Genomic DNA, 16000 nt, shown 5'->3' on the forward strand with positions numbered 1-16000 from the left:
CCTTTAAAATCAAGCGACGAAATAACCGGTGAGCTGATATCCGATCAGCACCCACCCGGCGGTCATCATGAGAACGTTGGCTGTATAGGCGTGGCGCAAGAAGCCCGATGTCTTGCGCCAGTAGCTCATGCCGATGAGGATGATGGCCAGCGCGATGAGCTGCCCGATTTCCACGCCGACATTGAAGGCCAGAAGATTGGGAACGAGGCCGTCTTCCGCGATGTTGTATTCGAGGATTTTTGTCGCCAGGCCAAGGCCGTGGAAAAAGCCGAATATGAGCGTCGCCATCTTTGTGTTCGGCTGGAAACCGAGCCATCGCTGGAACGCCCCGAGATTGTCCAGCGCCTTGTAGACGACCGAGAGCCCGATGATGGCGTCGATGAGGTAGGAACTGACATTCCAGCCATAATAGACGCCGAGCAGCATCGTGGTGGAGTGACCGACCGCGAACAGGCTGACGTAAATGCCGATGTGCTTCAGCCTGTAGAGGAAGAAGATCACACCGAACAGGAAGAGCAGGTGATCGTAACCGGTCACCATATGTTTGGCGCCCAGATAAACAAACGGGATCAGGTTGATACCGGATATTTCCTGGATATAGCCCTTGTCGCCTTCCGCGACAGCATGGGCGGCCGCCGCGCCTGCCAGCATCAGCAAGGACAGGACGGCAAAAATCGACGTGGCGATGGCGCGTCGGGACGCAGGCCCGAACGGCACATCTCCAGAGCGGAGAGAGTTCATAGAAAATTCCATAGATACGTTGAACAGGCCGCAAGTGCGGCGTGGATCAGATCAACGCAGTATGGCGTGGCGGTCGGTGAATGCCGTCGGGCGGGCTACCCGCAAACGATATCGAGGATGCCGAAAAGGCGGTTGGCACCTGGGTTCGAAGGAGCGCACCAGCCGACGTGAAAAGCCCCGCTTTCTCATGGGTATGATCGGCGTGGTGATGGTCGCCGGTGTCGTTAACGGCTACATCGTCGTCGCCGTCGTGCGAGTGGTCGTCATGCGCATGGGCGCCTTGAGAAACAATCTGACTTGCCGTGACCGAATGGAGATTCGGCTGGTGCGTTCCCGGCGCGGCGAACGCGAACAAAAGAACGCCGATCACCGCCAGAAGGGCGGCGCAAAGATCGGTAAATCGGCGTTTTTGTCGAACCAGCATAAGGGCAGTGAATACTAGGGTTAGAAGATTCGGGCAAGATATCCCCTATGGGGGATATCGTTGCTTTATGGCGAAAGCTTGCCTTGAGGACGGTTGACATCATGGGGCTCTGAAAAGCGATTTGATACGTTTTCAAGCCCGAACGGTCCGGACCGTTATTTATGGGCAACTTGTCTGAAATCCCGGCCTTACGTGTGATGCCGGGCCGAAAACTCCCGGCTTCCGGGTGATCCGGTAGACTGCCGCGGCAGGAATGTTGCGAAATGTGCGGCCGACATACGAGGCTGTCAGCCCCAGTTCGCCAAGCAAACCACTTGGTATCGGGCACAACAGCCCGTAGGTGAACAGAAATAATGCGCTGTCCGGCTTCATCCGAGAGAACGCGCCTTTCAGGATCCCGTATACTTTTCGCCTCGGCATGTTCAGCAAACCGAGACCGCAAACAACGGCTCCGAAAGAGCCTGCGGGGGAGAGGTCAAGCTTGGCGATGTCTTCGGCATCGGCAACCAGCACCCGGGCCGTTGGAAAACGAACTTTCAGCAGATCGGCGAAGCTAGCACTGTATTCGATCAATGTGAGCCGTTCTTCAGCTACGCCCCTGTCGATCAGTGCCTGTGTAAATACTCCGGTTCCCGGTCCCAGTTCCAGAACCGGGCCCGTTTCCGACGATATTGACTGGGTGATCAGTTCGGCCAGCGCCCGGCCGGAAGGTTTTATGGCCGCGACGCTCAGTGGATTCTGCAGCCACTCGCGAATGAAGAGCATCGTGTCAGAGTTCGGCATGGGTGCCTCGCAATGCAATGCGCTCGCCTCTGTGCAATTTTTTGGGTCTCATGTCTTTTCCTGACCATGGGGCGACGTGCGTCGGCCACGACGCTCAACGTCGCGAACTGTTCGATAGGTTTCTGTCTGTGGAAGGCTATTGCGCGGCTGCCTTGACACCTGGCCCTCGCGCTCGCACCTTGTCACTCCAGGCATTGAACGATCGATTGAACGCCAGCGTCCTTTCGCGGTTTGGCCATTTCACCCCGTAGCGCTCATAGATATTGGAGCCTTTGGGAATCTCGCTTTGACGAACTATCTGCGTCTTTCCTGCGGTGATCGCGGCGGTTGATGTTTTTCCATCCCAGGCGTCCGTGATCGGGAAACCCGCGAGGCCAAGGGCAGGATCCCATGTGGCGTCAAAGAGGGTTTGCCGCCCGTCGATGTCGACATATACGGTGTCATGGAAGCTGCGGGTATCCGTCAGAAGCGCCAGGATTTCCGCTGGAATAGGGAGATCGGCCCAGTCGAAGGTCACAATGCGTTGATCGGAACGAAACGACGATTTTCGCAAAAGTTGATTGGCCGCTGCCGCTTTGTGCCGGCAATCGCCACGCTGGAGTGAAAACAGGCTCATGGGATCACCTGTCCACGATGTCAGCTTGTAGGGCACGCGTCGAACCAGTTCGAAGATCGCGATGCGGGTCTCGACGGGGGCCATGTCGGCGCCGAGAGATGCCAGCACGAATTCCGCCGAGACGGCGTTTGTCGTTGCGATGCGCCTTGCGATGGTGCTTTCCGCTGTCAGGACGCGCTCAGCAACACCGATTGCCGCCGAAGCTTGGCGAGTCGTGAGGCTCAAAGCCATGAGCCCGGAAAAGCACAGGAAGTCACGTCTGGTCTTCAAAGCCCTATCCCTTTCATAATGCGAGGCCGGGAATGGCCATCGATCGGTTTCAACGAATTCACGCGGCCGAAAATCCAGCCTGAACCTGTTTCGCCGGTGCGGTGCATATCCAGCCGTGTCATGGTGGTGATACCTGCGTGCAAAAGCGGCGCTGCCACCGGGGTATTTCCCCCGATGGCCGCAATCTGCATCGCTGATTTCCGAAATTGGGACATCAGGCGAACGCCTCTCTTTGAATGGGTTGCAATTCTCCCAGAACGGGTTGGCGGCCGTTCCCGGCCCGCACCCGGTCGTAGCGGACAACGTCGCCGTTCATTCCGCCAAGATGGATTCTTTTCGTCAGTTCAAGTCCGGATGATCTGGCAAAGTGATCCATTTCCCCGGCGATCTCGGGCCGGTGATTGAAGATCATCATGCCACCGTCGCCGATAAGCCGGCACGCGTGGCGCATGAATGTCACATGGTCCGTCTCGAAATAGGCGGCGGCCTGAGAGAACAGGATATCAACCGATCCCGGCTGAACGCCCTGCCGTTCAAGTGTCGCAAGTCCGGCTGCCGTGACGTACGGATGCTCATAGACACCATCCGGCAGCGCAGCATGCCAGGGGGTCAGGTTTGTGAAATGCAGAAAGACCGAATTTCCGCGTTCTTGCCAGAAACGGTCTGCGAGCGAGGCAATATTGGCGCTGGGCGCCGTTTTGTATCCACCACCGAACCCGGCCCAGGCAGCGCCGATCTCCAGAAAACGAAAGGTATTTTTGCGTTGGTGGATTTTTTCGGCCTCGGCATGGATATCGACCCCGATCTGCTCGGCGAGGCGAAATGATCCGCCGCTCGATGTCCATGGGCCATCGTGCACCAGTGCTGCGAGCGCCTTGGTGATCGAACCGGTTTCCTGCTGCATGATTTTCAGGAACGCGATCGGGTTCCGGCGAGGCGGTATTGGTACATTTGGCCGCAGGCGCTTGGCTTGCAGATCCCGCTTGATCGCCATGCACAGCTTTGACCATGCCGTGGGATCGACCGAATAGTTGAGCGAAGTGAGGTGGCGCGCAAGCTCACGGCGCGCGAGTGCCGCTTCAAGAAACATTGAAATTCTCCGTGGATTAGACCGTCTGGGACGTGATGGGGTCCACGAAGCACGATGAGGAAAAACGATGCCTTCGTGCTTCGCTCTAAAGCACGGTGGTCCTTGGAGGGCGGAGCAGCCGCGTTACCTGCTCCCGGATTTTCGGCTCCGAACGGGCCGACCATGGGGCCTGGCGCCCCAATGGCGAATGATCGTAAGCCGCCGGCAGAAGGGCATGAGGATGTGAATGTTCCTCCATCCCTGTCGTACTGCCCTGTTGGCCATGCGAGTGTCCATGAGAATTGGACACCGTAATTTCCATCTCAGAACGTTCGGAAAGTTTCGGTCCGCCAAGGTGGTGGAAAGACAGGACGACCATGGCGATCACCGCAGTGATGACCAACGTCCTTTTCCACAAACCTGAAAGAAACCTTCCGCGCATGACCAACGATTGTACTCCAAGAATTAAGGCAAAGTTAAGAACGGGCATCACGAAAATCTTATCCATGGGGATAGGATGATGTTGCCCCGGTTTCTACTCCATCGGGATCGCGTTCAGCGACGCTCGGATCGAGGAGGCCCTTTCGGCGGTAAACCTTTCGGCCCCCCAGGCTCCCGCGGCGACAGCATTCGGGAATGGATTGGCTGGAGGTGCAAAATCCGGTTTTGCACCCAAAGCCGGCAGAGCGCGTGTCATGATCGCGCCGGTTACCGGAACGGCATTCCATCCGGACGTTCGGAAGCCATAGGTTTCAGGGAGGGGTTTGGGTTCGTCGATGATCGTCATGAAGAGGTATCGGGGATTGTTTACGGGAGATACGCCCATGAATGCAGTCATAACTCTTTCGCTCGAATAACGGCCATCCACGACCTTTTCCGACGTGCCGGTCTTGCCGCCGATGTAGAAACCGGCCACGTCCGCCTTGGCGGCGGAGCCGACTTCCGCGTTCAGGCGCATCAGGAACTTGACGATTTCGCCTGTCCTGTCGCTTATCACACCTTGTCCCAGCAAACGCTCCTCGACGTTTGAACCTTTCACAAAAGTCGGGCGTATGAGTTTTCCGCCATTGACCAGAGAGGCGATTGCCATGCTGGCCTGCAACGGTGTTACGGCGATGCCGTGGCCGAACGAGACGGTTGCAGTCGTCACATCGCCCCAGCGCGCCGGGATGATGGGAACGGCATTTTCGGGGAGCTCCGTCTGCAGCCGATCGAACTGCCCCATCTTCCTGAGAAACGCCTGCTGGGATTCTTTTCCAACGGCGAGCGCCATTCGCCCCATGGCGATGTTGGATGAATGGATGAAGCTCTCCGGCAGCGTCAGCGGTCGATTTTGGCCCCGATAGTCGGAAATCGTCGAGCGGCCGAAACGGAGCGGCTGGCTGGCATCTAGGACGGAATTCAGGCCGAAAGCGCCCGAATCCACCGCCATCGCCGTGGTGAGCGCCTTGAAGGTGGAACCCATTTCGAATGTGCCGACCGCAACCCTGTTGATACGGTCGGATTGCAGCGCCTGGGCTGGTATGTTCGGATCGAAATCCGGCAGTGAGGCCAGGGCGATGACCTCGCCATTCGTCACATCCATGATCAATCCGGCGGCAGCGATGGCTGAAAATTTTTCGACCGCTTTGTTCAGCTCCTCGGTCAGAATGTACTGCGCTTTCAGGTCGATGCTCAGCGCTACGGGCTCAAGCGAAGCGCTGTCGGGATTAAGCCCGGCCTCACGCAGACTCTGCAGTCCCTGATTATCGACCCACCGCTCCATCCCGGCTATGCCGACATTGTCGGTATTGACGGCGCCGAGCACGTGAGCCGCCAGATTGCCGTTGGGATACAAGCGGCGCGTTTCTTCACGAAAACCGACGGCCGGGATTCCGAGATCCCAAACACGGTTTTTGGTGGCGATTGAGACCTGGCGCTTGACCCAAACGAAGCCCTTCTGGTTGCTGAGACGCTGATAGAGATCCGCCGGGTCGAGATCGGGGAAGACCCTCGTCAATCCTTCAACCGCTTCATCAATGTCGACCAGCTTGCGCGGTTCGGCGAATATGGAGGCCACCGGCACATCCATGGCCATCGTCACGCCATTCCTGTCAACGATGTCGGGACGTGCCACCGACGGCGGCATTGACGCTATCGCACTTGGTGGCGGCTCCTGGAGACCAAGAAACGTCAGTCGCGCGAATATGACGATGTAACTTGCCACAAATACGCAGAGCATGATCGCCAGCCGTATTTTGCGCTTGGGCCCGGAGGCGCCCCGAGCGCGTTTGCGAAGGGGCTTGAGAAGCTTTTTCTTCCTGTAGAGCGCCATCACCATGTCGTCGCTCCGGACGGCATGTAGGGGCAGGGGCGGACAAATATTGCGACGGATACCGAAGCAAAGCCACGATGGCTACGGGACTGGCTACCCGGACAAGAGAACTGCATTTCCATGATTTTCCAACCTGATGTTTCGCTGAACGTCGGAGTTGGATGAGATGCGTGGAGGCTTCTTCAGCTTGGACCTGTTCTTGTCAGACAGAGACAGGGCGCCGCCATCCCAGATTTGTCGAAACGGGAAGGCGGCGAGATCAAAACTATAAGCCTGTAGGGCCGGTACATCGTGCGAATGGTCGGATTTGTGATGGCTGCTGCCGTGCTCCGCGTGTGGGTGTGTTGCCGTATCGTCGGCCATCATCCCGACCGATGCTGCGTATTCCTGTTGGTCGCCGCCTATGGGAGCATGAATGCCGGAGATCGCCGATAAGAAGGCAAACGCCATAAGGACGACGGATATGATGGCCAGCGTGCGAGCCAGTGGGCGGGACTTCCGAACGGCGGAGCATAAGGGGAGGCTGTCCGCGTAAAGGGGCGGAACAACGCGATCACCGATCCTATGCTTTCTCCAGGTCATTTCTGTTCTGCCGTGTTGTCGAGGTTTGGAACCCGGTCAAGCTGAGATTTGTCGGGACAGGGGTGCGCAAGGTGTTGTGCACCCCTGTTTTCGCTCACTTCATCCGCTTTAGCTGCGCGTAAGTTCCATTCGTCCGGAGCGTCAAGGTGACCGGCTCGCTGGTTCTGTTGCGCCAGAACCAGCCGTGGTTTCCGGAGAATGAAGCTGTCATGACACCTTCGTCCTGGCCTATGCCCCGGCCCTTTTCATAGCTGACCGACTGGCCGCCGCCGTCACCGTGAGCGTCAAAATTCAACTGGCCGCCGTTTGCCGACCACCAAAAATTCGCCTTTGCCCCGGCATCCATGACCATCTTGATTTCGGTTCCCTCCCCAGGGCCCAAAACCACGTTCATCTCATCGGATTGCTTGACCGCATCTGCGCTCCCCGCCGAGATCAGGCTAAGAGCCCCATTCTGATCGGCGGCTTGCGCATCGTCAGGCGAGGCCGGTTCTGAAATGCTGGCAACGGCTCCCGGCTGGGGCGCCGCAGAACCGGATGCCTGGCCATCGAAGAAGAATTTTTCAAGTGCCGAAACGCGCTCTGCCAGCAGCGCGACTTGCGCCTGGGAAACCTGTTGCACGGACTGCTGAGGTGGCGTGGCTGCCGTTGTCATTCTGTCGCTGGCGGCTTCCTGGGCAAGCTGGGTCTTAATTTGTCCCATTTCCGTCAGACGAAGCAAACCACCCACGCCGGTGACGTCTACACCGTATTCCGAAGGGAAGACGATCGTGACAAGAATGGCAAGCGCGCTAGCAGCCGCAATCAGGGTTGAACGCTTCAGTTGTGCATGAGTGGGCAGTTCCGCCCGCGTCGGAAAGTCACTGTTATACATGGTGCCCTCACGAGAAGAGTAGGCCACCGATCTGGTAGCCGAAAAGAGTGAAACCAGCCGCCATCATCACGACGTTGGCACTATAGGCATATCGCCAGAAGCTTCGTGTCTGCCGCCAGTAGCCCATCGCGATGAGGATGGTCGCAAGCGCCAGCATTTGCCCGATCTCAACGCCCACATTGAATGCGAGAAGGTTCGGCAGGAGGCCGTCGGGGGATATGTTGTACTCGATGATCTTCGTCGAGAGTCCGAAGCCGTGAAAGAATCCGAAAACGAGCGTTGCGATTTTCGTATTCGGCTGGAAGCCAAACCATCGCTTGAAGGCGCCGATATTGTCGAGTGCCTTGTAGACGACTGACAGACCGATAATCGCATCGATCACATAGCTGCTGATACCGACGTTGAAATAGACGCCCAGCAGCATTGTTGACGAATGGCCGAAGGCAAAGAGACTGACGTAGATGGCGATGTGCTTCATCCGGTAAAGGAAAAAGATCACGCCCAGCAGGAACAAAATGTGGTCGTACCCGGTGATCATGTGCTTCGCACCGAGGTAGATGAACGGTAGAATGTTTGGACCGGTGATTTCCTGAATGTAGCCCTTGTCTCCTTCCGAGACAGCGTGGGCGAGCGCGACATCGGCACCGGATGTATAGAGCGCCGTTAACAGCAGGCAATAGATTACAGCGCTATTGAAGCGCGATAAAATCGAACTCCGTGAGCATAACGAAAGCATGGCGACAATCCGTTGTTGTTGGCAGGGTTGCGGGACAACGGACTACGAACGTGGCGGGCGCTCCACTCTGATGGAATAGTCGTCAACCAACGGGCTGTTACGACGCAGGGCGTATGCAAATGAGCACGACCCTGTTTCGCAAAACAAGTTGAAAGGCATCGCCGATTTTTCATGTGAATGATCGGTCGAGTTGTGCCCATGGGAATGGTTGGAATTTTGCGTATGCTCCGACTGGCTGCCGGGCGATTTTTTCGTTCCTGAATCGACTTCGCTATCGTGTGGGCTGTGCGTTTCGTCACCGAGGCTTGCCAGTTGCGACGATGCGACACTGTGGGAACGGACTTCGCCAGCGAGCGAAAAAATCATGCCGACCACCAGAGCGAGGCTCAGGCAGAAAACGGTGATCGATTTTTTCATGGTCGTTCGCATGGTTAACAAATGGCACACAACAGTTAATGAACGCTAAAAATTACCAATCCTCCCCGATAGGATTCACGCGCGCCCATTGACGATTTCATGAAACGCCTCGGTGGAAAACCGGGTTGCGCCCGCTCTGGCAGAGGCTCTCAACGGAGAGAGTCGGCGTGAGGCGGATATGCCGCCACCGAATTGCTGACGGTTTTACCCGTGGTTAAAACTCCTGTTTCGCAAGCGCCTGATGTCGCCGTTTGTCGGCGACTCGATGGCCGAAACGACCTTGATTTATCCTCTCTGGGTGGATAGGACAATAATAAAGTGACGTGTTTTTGATGACGTCGCGCCGATTGGCGGCCTATTCTCTTGCCAAAATGGTGAGCGGCGATCCGCAGTCCAAAGGCTTGATGAAACGGCGTCCCGGGCTTATGGCTCTAGACTAGGGCGCGCTCTTGCAAGGGAGAGGAGTTAAACAAAGATATGGACACCATGACCGAACCTCATACTCACGAGACCCATACCGACATCATCAAAAGACTGAAGCGGGCTGACGGCCATCTGAAAAGCGTCATTGCGATGATTGAAGCCGGAAAACCCTGTGTCGATATCGCTCAGCAACTCCACGCAGTCGAAAAGGCGATCAGCAACGCCAAAAGAAATCTCATTCAGGATCACCTCGACCATTGCCTCGAAGACACTGTCGGCGCCCTGCCAAGAGAAAAGCGTCAGTCAATCGACGAGTTCAAGACCATAACAAAGTACCTTTGACGATTCTTGCGGCCCTATCCGGGAAAGCCTGACGCCACGCGGGGCGATCGTCTGGTCCGCGCGAAATGTTCGTCGCCCATTCTTGGGGGGCAATTTCTGCTGTTGAAGGCCCTGCCTGTGTCCCGCGCGGCGGGTGGCCTGATCCGGATTTAGGTCGAGGCTGGAGCGAGCCGGAAATCCAGGAACGGCGAAAATATCATTTGCAATATCCCTACCGGGGGGATAGGTAATTGAGCGAGATTCCTATCCGTCCGCCGAGGTTTATCAAATGCCTGAATTTTCTGAACTGCTGCAACAGGGGTCGGCACATGCGTGGCTGTTTATCCCGAGCGCCATTCTTCTCGGTGCGCTTCACGGACTGGAGCCCGGCCACTCCAAGACGATGATGGCTGCCTTCATCGTCGCGGTGCGGGGCACTGTTGCTCAGGCGGTTCTGCTCGGCCTTGCCGCAACGATTTCGCACACGGCCATCGTCTGGGGCATAGCATTTGCCGGCATGTATTTCTGGCAGGGTCTGGATGCGGAAACCTCCGAGCCGTATTTCCAGCTTGTCTCCGCCATTATCATCATCGGCATAGCTTTGTGGATGCTCTGGCGGACATGGAAAGATCAGCAGATGGCCAGGGCCGCCGCAGGTCATGCCCACGGTGGTCACGGGGCTCATGATAAACATCATGGCTCGCACGCCCACGACGGCTCTCATTCGCATGGCGCGCCCCACGGTCATGATCACGCGCAGCCAGCGCCAGTCGCTTCACACGGACACGCGCATGGCGATGTCCGCCGCATCGACACCGGGCATGGTGTCATCGCGGTTGAGGTTTTTGAAGATGGCGTCCCTCCGGTCTGGCGGCTTCGCACGGAGCGGGGGCAGGCGTGGAAGGCGCAGGATGTCAAGATAATGACGGAACGGCCAGACGGCATGATGCAGGCATTCGCTTTTGCCGACAAAGGCGACTATCTCGAATCAACCACCGAAATTCCGGAACCGCATGAGTTCATGGCCCGCGTCAGTCTCGGCCACGGTAACCACACCCATGATTATGATCTTTCGTTCGTTGAGGGTGAAGGGCACGATCACATGCACGAGGAGCTACGCGGCCTGGAGATCAGTTCGGACGGTTATCAGGATGCCCATGAGCTTGCCCATGCCAACGATATCCGCCGGCGGTTCGCAAACCAGAATGTTACGACGTGGCAGATCGTGCTTTTCGGCCTGACCGGCGGGCTCATTCCTTGCCCGGCCGCAATCACCGTTCTGCTCCTGTGCCTGCAGCTCAAGGAATTTACGCTGGGCTTTGTTCTCGTCCTGTGCTTTTCTATCGGCCTTGCGATCACTCTCGTGCTGGTTGGCGCTGCGGCGGCTCTAAGCGTTCGCCACGCGACCAAACGCTGGACGTGGTTCGGCACCGTTGCCCGGAGAGCGCCTTACGTGTCCAGCATCCTCATCATTCTCGTCGGGCTCTATGTCGGTTATCACGGCTGGACAGGGCTTGCGGCGCAGGCAGCAACCGCCATCCCCGCAGCTGGTTGATCGAACGGAATATCTGTCATGTTGCAAGTTCTTGCAAACCGTACCTATCGTCATCTTTTTCTCGCCCAGGTCATAGCGCTTGTCGGCACGGGTCTGGCCACCGTGGCGCTCGGGCTGCTGGCTTACGATCTGGCCGGGCCAAATGCCGGGGCTGTTCTTGGAACGGCGCTCGCCATCAAGATGATCGCCTATGTCGGCGTCGCGCCGGTTGCGGCGGCCTTCGCCGAACGCCTGCCACGTAGAACCATGCTTGTGTTCCTTGATCTGATCCGGGCGGCAGTGGCGATCCTGCTGCCCTTCGTCTCCGAGATCTGGCAGGTGTATGTACTGATCTTCGTGCTGCAGTCGGCCTCGGCGGCATTCACGCCGACCTTCCAGGCAACCATCCCGGATGTATTGCCGGACGAGAAAGAATACACCCGCGCGCTGTCGCTCTCGCGACTTGCCTATGATCTCGAGAGCGTCGTCAGCCCGATGCTGGCTGCGGCGCTTTTGACCGTCATCAGCTTCCACAGCCTGTTTGCCGGAACCGTTGTCGGGTTCCTGGTATCGGCGGCGCTCGTTGTCTCCGTGGCGCTGCCAAGCCCCAAGGCAACCGAACGGCGGGGCATCTATGACCGGACCACGCGCGGAATGCGCATCTATCTCGCGACCCCGCGCCTGCGGGGGTTGCTGGCGCTCAATCTTGCCGTGGCGGCGGCAAGCGCCATGGTCATCGTCAACACTGTCGTTCTCGTGCAGGCCGGCTTCGGCCTCAGTCAACGGTCAACCGCGCTGGCTCTGGCGGCTTTTGGCGGCGGTTCGATGATCGCCGCATTGCTGCTGCCGCGCCTGCTTGACGAGATGCCGGATCGCAAGGCGATGCTTGCGGGCGCTTCCGTCCTGGTCCTCGGCCTGTTCATCGGCGTCACCGTGCAAAGTTACGTGTTCTTGCTGCCGCTCTGGTTCATGCTCGGTCTCGGATACTCATTGACCCAGACCCCATCGGGGCGCCTGTTGCGGCGCTCGTCACAGCCCGAAGACCGGCCTGCGCTCTTTGCGGCGCAGTTTGCGCTGTCGCACGCATGCTGGCTGATTACCTATCCCGTCGCAGGATGGCTGGGCGCCAAGGCCGGTTTGCCCGTGACCTTCGTGGCGCTCGGGCTGATTGCCGCCGTCGCAGTGTTCTGCGCGATGCGACTGTGGCCGGAAAGCGATCCTGATGAAATCGAACATACGCATGACGAACTGGACGCAAGCCATCCGCACCTTGCCGACGCCATTGCCGTGGGGCGTGGACATCGCCATCGGCACACCTTCGTCATCGACAGCCATCACCCGGAATGGCCGCAGGCTCAATGACGGACCTCATCGTTTATGTCGGGCTGTTCGTCACCGCATTTGTCGCCGCGACGATCCTGCCCATGCAATCGGAAGCCGCGTTGGTGGGCCTTGTGCTCACCGACGCTTACCCTGTCTGGACACTGATCGCGGTCGCCAGCCTCGGCAATGTCCTGGGATCGGTTGCCAACTGGCTGCTCGGACGTGGCGTGGAGCGTTTCAGGAGCCGGCGCTGGTTTCCCGTGAAGCCCGCAGCGCTTGACCGGGCTCAAAATTGGTATCGCCGTTATGGAAAGTGGTCGCTGCTTCTCAGCTGGGTACCCATCATTGGCGATCCGCTGACCGTCGTCGCCGGCGTGCTTCGCGAACCGTTTCCCATCTTCCTGCTGCTTGTAACTTTCGCCAAGGTCGGGAGGTATGCGATTCTCACGGCAGCAACGCTGAGCGTGGCGTGATGGTCGGCCTGATCCAGGACATCGTCAGTTTCCAGCGGGATGTCTATCTTGCGTTTGCGGAACACATCAAGGCCTTCGCGACCGGCGGAGGCTGGGGCGCATTCCTCGTCTATCTGCCAATGGGCGTCTTGTTCGGTGCGGCCCACGCGCTGATGCCGGGACACAGCAAGATGATCCTCGCCAGCTATCTCGCCAGTTCGCCGCTCGGCCTGATCCGCGGGTTGACAGTCTCCGCTGTTTTGTCCTTTACCCACGTCGCACTGTCGGTGCTGATCGTCGTGCTTGCCTTGCCGCTCGTTTCCTTCTCCTCGTTCGTCAACCCCGGCCGTGCCCCCTTGCTTGAGGATCTGAGCCGTGGATTGCTCGGTGTCATCGGTCTGTGGATGCTCTATCGCGCTTTCTGGAAACGTCCGCATAGGCATGATCACGGCGAAGGTCTGGCGGTCGGCTTCATGGCCGGTCTCATCCCATGCCCCCTGACGCTGTTTGTCATGACCTTCGCGGTATCGCGCGGTGTTCCTGAAGCCGGTGTGATGTTTGCCGGCGCCATGATGGTGGGCGTGGCGCTGACGCTTTCGACGGTTGCGGCTGCAACAATCCTTTTTCGCAATGGGTTGATCCATCTGATTGAAGGCCGCGCCGTTGTGTTGGAGAAGGCCTCTCGCGTGCTTGAGGCGGGTGTCGGCCTGCTGCTGACACTGATTGCCGCGCGCGAACTGTTTTTGGCATAATCATGCGTAATGCGAAGCTTGCACTCGCGGCCACTTGGCGCTATTTTCCAGACAAGGGGTTAATCGCGACGACCCCGTGAGGCGGCAGCCCAAAGATCGCGTCCACAGTTCCCACACATGAAGGGATGGACGCTCATGCCGTCAAATACAGAAATTACCCACTCGCAGCTTTCCCGCCTGATCGGCTTGCCGAATGCGCCTGTCATCATCGACGTTCGCACCACTGAAGATACGGCCGACGATCCCCGCTTTTTGCCGGGGGCAATCCATCGCCAAGCGCTTGACGTTGCGGCGTGGGCGAAGGAATTTAGCTCTCAGAATGTCGTCGTTGTCTGCCAGAGGGGCCAGAAACTGGCACAGGGTGTCGCGGCCTGGCTGCGGCATGAAGGGATCAATGCCGAAACGCTGGAAGGCGGCTTCGAAGGCTGGCGCGCTGCAGACGGGGTGCTCGTCAATTCACAGTACCTGCCGAAACGCGACGGGGCTGGGCGCACCGTCTGGGTCACGCGCGCCCGTCCCAAGGTCGATCGTATCGCCTGCCCCTGGCTGATCCGCCGCTTTGTCGATCCGCATGCCGTTTTCCTGTTTGTCTCGGCAGCGGAAGTGACGGCCGTTTCAGAACGCTTTGACGCCACGCCATTCGATATCGATGATGTGTTTTGGAGCCACCGCGGTGACCGATGCACGTTCGATACGATGATCGAGGAATTTGGTCTGGTCTCAGGGCCCTTGGAAAGGCTGGCAACGATCATCCGGGCTGCTGATACGGCGCGGCTCGACCTCGTGCCACAGGCGTCGGGATTTCTTGCCGCGTCGCTCGGCCTTTCCCGCATGTACCGCGACGACCTGGAACAGCTCGAAGCGGGCATGCTTCTTTACGACGCCTTCTACCGCTGGTGCCGGGACGCAACCGAGGAAACACACAACTGGCCGTCCAACCCGAAGTCGGTGTGAGGGAGGCTGCGATGTCGATTTCCATGACGGCAGCACAGCCTGGCGTAGAGCCTGAAGTGCCCACACTCGCCGAGGCCACCCATGTGTGGGCCAAAATCGGCCTGCTGAGTTTCGGAGGGCCGGCCGGACAGATCGCGTTGATGCATAAGGAACTGGTGGAAGATCGCCGCTGGATCGGTGAGCAACGTTTCCTGCATGCGCTCAACTATTGCATGCTGCTTCCGGGCCCGGAGGCGCAACAGCTTGCAACCTACATCGGCTGGCTGATGCATCGAACCCGGGGCGGGCTAATCGCAGGCCTCCTGTTCGTACTGCCAGGTGCTGTCGTCATGCTGGGCCTCAGCATCCTCTATGCGCTTTATCGCCACGTGCCGTTTATTGACGCCATGTTCTTTGGTGTGAAAGCGGCGGTGCTCGCCGTGGTGGTGGAAGCGGTCATGCGGATCGGTAAACGCGCGCTGAAAAACCGCACCATGATCGGGATCGCCGTGGCGGCCTTCATAGGGATCTACGTCCTTCAGGTGCCATTTCCGCTCATTATACTCGCGGCCGGATTTGTCGGCTGGCTCGGCAGTTACGTCGCACCCCAGCTCTTCACCGGCGCGGGCCATGGAGGAAAGGGGGGCCCCGACTTCGACGGGATCATCGACCGGATGTTTGAACGGGGCCTGCTTGCTCACACCAGGCCGTCTTTTCGCGGAACCTGTCGCTCTTTGATGCTCGGCCTTCCACTATGGCTCATGCCGGTGTTCCTGCTGTGGCTGCTGGCGGGGCCAACGGCCGTCTGGACGCAGATCGGCACCTTTTTCTCGACCATGGCCGTTGTGACATTCGGCGGGGCTTATGCCGTTCTCGCCTATGTTGCACAGGCGGCCGCCGACACATTCGGTTGGCTTGCGCCTGGTGAAATGGCGGATGGCCTCGGCCTTGCCGAAACGACACCGGGGCCGCTCATCATGGTCCTGCAGTTCGTCGGCTTCTTTGCTGCCTATCGTAACCCTGGCATGTTCGACCCGGTCGTCGCAGGATGTCTCGGCGCGGCTCTCACAACCTGGGTAACCTTCGCTCCCTCGTTCCTTTTCATATTTGTCGGTGGACCATATAGCGAAGCGCTTCGCGGCAACAGGAAGGTTTCGGCAGTCCTGTCCGCGATCACGGCTGCCGTTGTCGGTGTGGTGGTGAACCTGGCGCTCTGGTTCGGGCTCCATGTCATGTTCCGCGAGGTTCGCTCGCTGGACATCTTCGGCGTAGGGCCGGACATACCGGTGTTGACGTCGATAAACTGGCCGGCGTTTGCCCTCTCGGCGCTGGCGATATTCGCCATGCTGCGTCTCAAGACGGGGATGATCCCGACCTTGGCCGGCTGCGCAATCGCCGGCCTTTTACTGAAGCTGCCCGGGGCCTGGTTCTGAAAT

Annotated in this window: 17 protein-coding genes; 8 read left to right on the plus strand and 9 right to left on the minus strand. The window is 58.5% G+C overall.

Annotation, left to right across the window (positions count from 1 at the left end):
- Positions 1-9: 9 nt before the first annotated feature.
- The gene (locus N5D22_RS00285) at positions 10-741 is read right to left on the minus strand and encodes a HupE/UreJ family protein (RefSeq protein WP_279655554.1); all 732 of its coding nucleotides are present in this window, start codon (positions 739-741) and stop codon (positions 10-12) included.
- Between the two features lie 187 nt (positions 742-928).
- Between N5D22_RS00285 and N5D22_RS00290 the strand changes: the two genes are divergently transcribed.
- Positions 929-1183, plus strand: a complete 255-nt coding sequence (locus N5D22_RS00290; protein ID WP_279655555.1) for a hypothetical protein — start codon at positions 929-931, stop codon at positions 1181-1183.
- Between the two features lie 141 nt (positions 1184-1324).
- Here the strand turns inward: N5D22_RS00290 and N5D22_RS00295 are convergent, their stop codons facing one another.
- The 8 genes from N5D22_RS00295 to N5D22_RS00330 form a co-directional block, all read right to left on the minus strand.
- Positions 1325-1948 carry a methyltransferase domain-containing protein gene (locus tag N5D22_RS00295; protein ID WP_279655556.1) on the minus strand — a complete coding sequence of 208 codons (624 nt, stop codon included), beginning with the start codon at positions 1946-1948 and terminating at the stop codon, positions 1325-1327.
- Positions 1949-2084: 136 nt separating this feature from the next.
- Positions 2085-2834, minus strand: coding sequence for a hypothetical protein (locus N5D22_RS00300; protein WP_279655557.1), 750 nt, complete (start codon positions 2832-2834; stop codon positions 2085-2087).
- Positions 2831-3025 (minus strand): hypothetical protein, encoded by a 195-nt coding sequence (locus N5D22_RS00305; protein WP_279655558.1) that lies wholly within the window; start codon positions 3023-3025, stop codon positions 2831-2833. The genes N5D22_RS00300 and N5D22_RS00305 overlap by 4 nt, the downstream gene beginning before the upstream one ends.
- A gap of 23 nt (positions 3026-3048) precedes the next feature.
- The gene (locus N5D22_RS00310) at positions 3049-3924 is read right to left on the minus strand and encodes a hypothetical protein (RefSeq protein WP_279655559.1); all 876 of its coding nucleotides are present in this window, start codon (positions 3922-3924) and stop codon (positions 3049-3051) included.
- Positions 3925-4438: 514 nt separating this feature from the next.
- Entirely contained in the window at positions 4439-6031 is a 1593-nt protein-coding gene (locus N5D22_RS00315; RefSeq protein WP_279655560.1) for a penicillin-binding protein 2, read from the minus strand.
- Positions 6032-6893: 862 nt separating this feature from the next.
- Positions 6894-7673, minus strand: a complete 780-nt coding sequence (locus N5D22_RS00320; RefSeq protein ID WP_279655561.1) for a hypothetical protein — start codon at positions 7671-7673, stop codon at positions 6894-6896.
- 7 nt (positions 7674-7680) lie between these two features.
- On the minus strand, positions 7681-8409 hold the full coding sequence (locus N5D22_RS00325) for a HupE/UreJ family protein (protein WP_279655562.1): 729 nt from the start codon (positions 8407-8409) through the stop codon (positions 7681-7683).
- Positions 8410-8451: 42 nt separating this feature from the next.
- A complete protein-coding gene (locus N5D22_RS00330) occupies positions 8452-8826 on the minus strand; it encodes a hypothetical protein (protein ID WP_279655563.1) in 375 nt (124 codons plus the stop codon).
- A 486-nt stretch (positions 8827-9312) separates the two neighbouring features.
- Here N5D22_RS00330 and N5D22_RS00335 point away from each other — a divergent pair, with 486 nt between their 5' ends.
- The 7 genes from N5D22_RS00335 (at position 9313) to chrA (ending at position 15997) form a co-directional block, all read left to right on the plus strand.
- Positions 9313-9591, plus strand: coding sequence for a metal-sensing transcriptional repressor (locus N5D22_RS00335; RefSeq protein ID WP_279655848.1), 279 nt, complete (start codon positions 9313-9315; stop codon positions 9589-9591).
- 268 nt (positions 9592-9859) lie between these two features.
- Complete coding sequence (locus N5D22_RS00340; protein WP_279655564.1) at positions 9860-11125, plus strand: nickel/cobalt efflux protein RcnA; 1266 nt, start codon at positions 9860-9862, stop codon at positions 11123-11125.
- A gap of 18 nt (positions 11126-11143) precedes the next feature.
- The gene (locus tag N5D22_RS00345) at positions 11144-12466 is read left to right on the plus strand and encodes an MFS transporter (protein WP_279655565.1); all 1323 of its coding nucleotides are present in this window, start codon (positions 11144-11146) and stop codon (positions 12464-12466) included.
- Positions 12463-12900, plus strand: a complete 438-nt coding sequence (locus N5D22_RS00350) for a DedA family protein (protein ID WP_279655566.1) — start codon at positions 12463-12465, stop codon at positions 12898-12900. Before N5D22_RS00345 ends, N5D22_RS00350 begins: the two co-directional genes overlap by 4 nt.
- An 8-nt stretch (positions 12901-12908) precedes the next feature.
- On the plus strand, positions 12909-13631 hold the full coding sequence (locus N5D22_RS00355) for an ABC transporter permease (protein WP_279655849.1): 723 nt from the start codon (positions 12909-12911) through the stop codon (positions 13629-13631).
- Positions 13632-13766: 135 nt separating this feature from the next.
- On the plus strand, positions 13767-14585 hold the full coding sequence (locus tag N5D22_RS00360) for a chromate resistance protein ChrB domain-containing protein (protein WP_279655567.1): 819 nt from the start codon (positions 13767-13769) through the stop codon (positions 14583-14585).
- Between the two features lie 11 nt (positions 14586-14596).
- Positions 14597-15997: a chromate efflux transporter gene (gene chrA / locus N5D22_RS00365; RefSeq protein WP_279655568.1), complete on the plus strand. Its 1401-nt coding sequence runs from the start codon at positions 14597-14599 to the stop codon at positions 15995-15997.
- Positions 15998-16000 lie beyond the last annotated feature (3 nt).

This window comes from Agrobacterium sp. GD03872, assembly GCF_029840625.1.
In the GTDB taxonomy this organism is placed as follows: domain Bacteria; phylum Pseudomonadota; class Alphaproteobacteria; order Rhizobiales; family Rhizobiaceae; genus Agrobacterium; species Agrobacterium fabrum_A.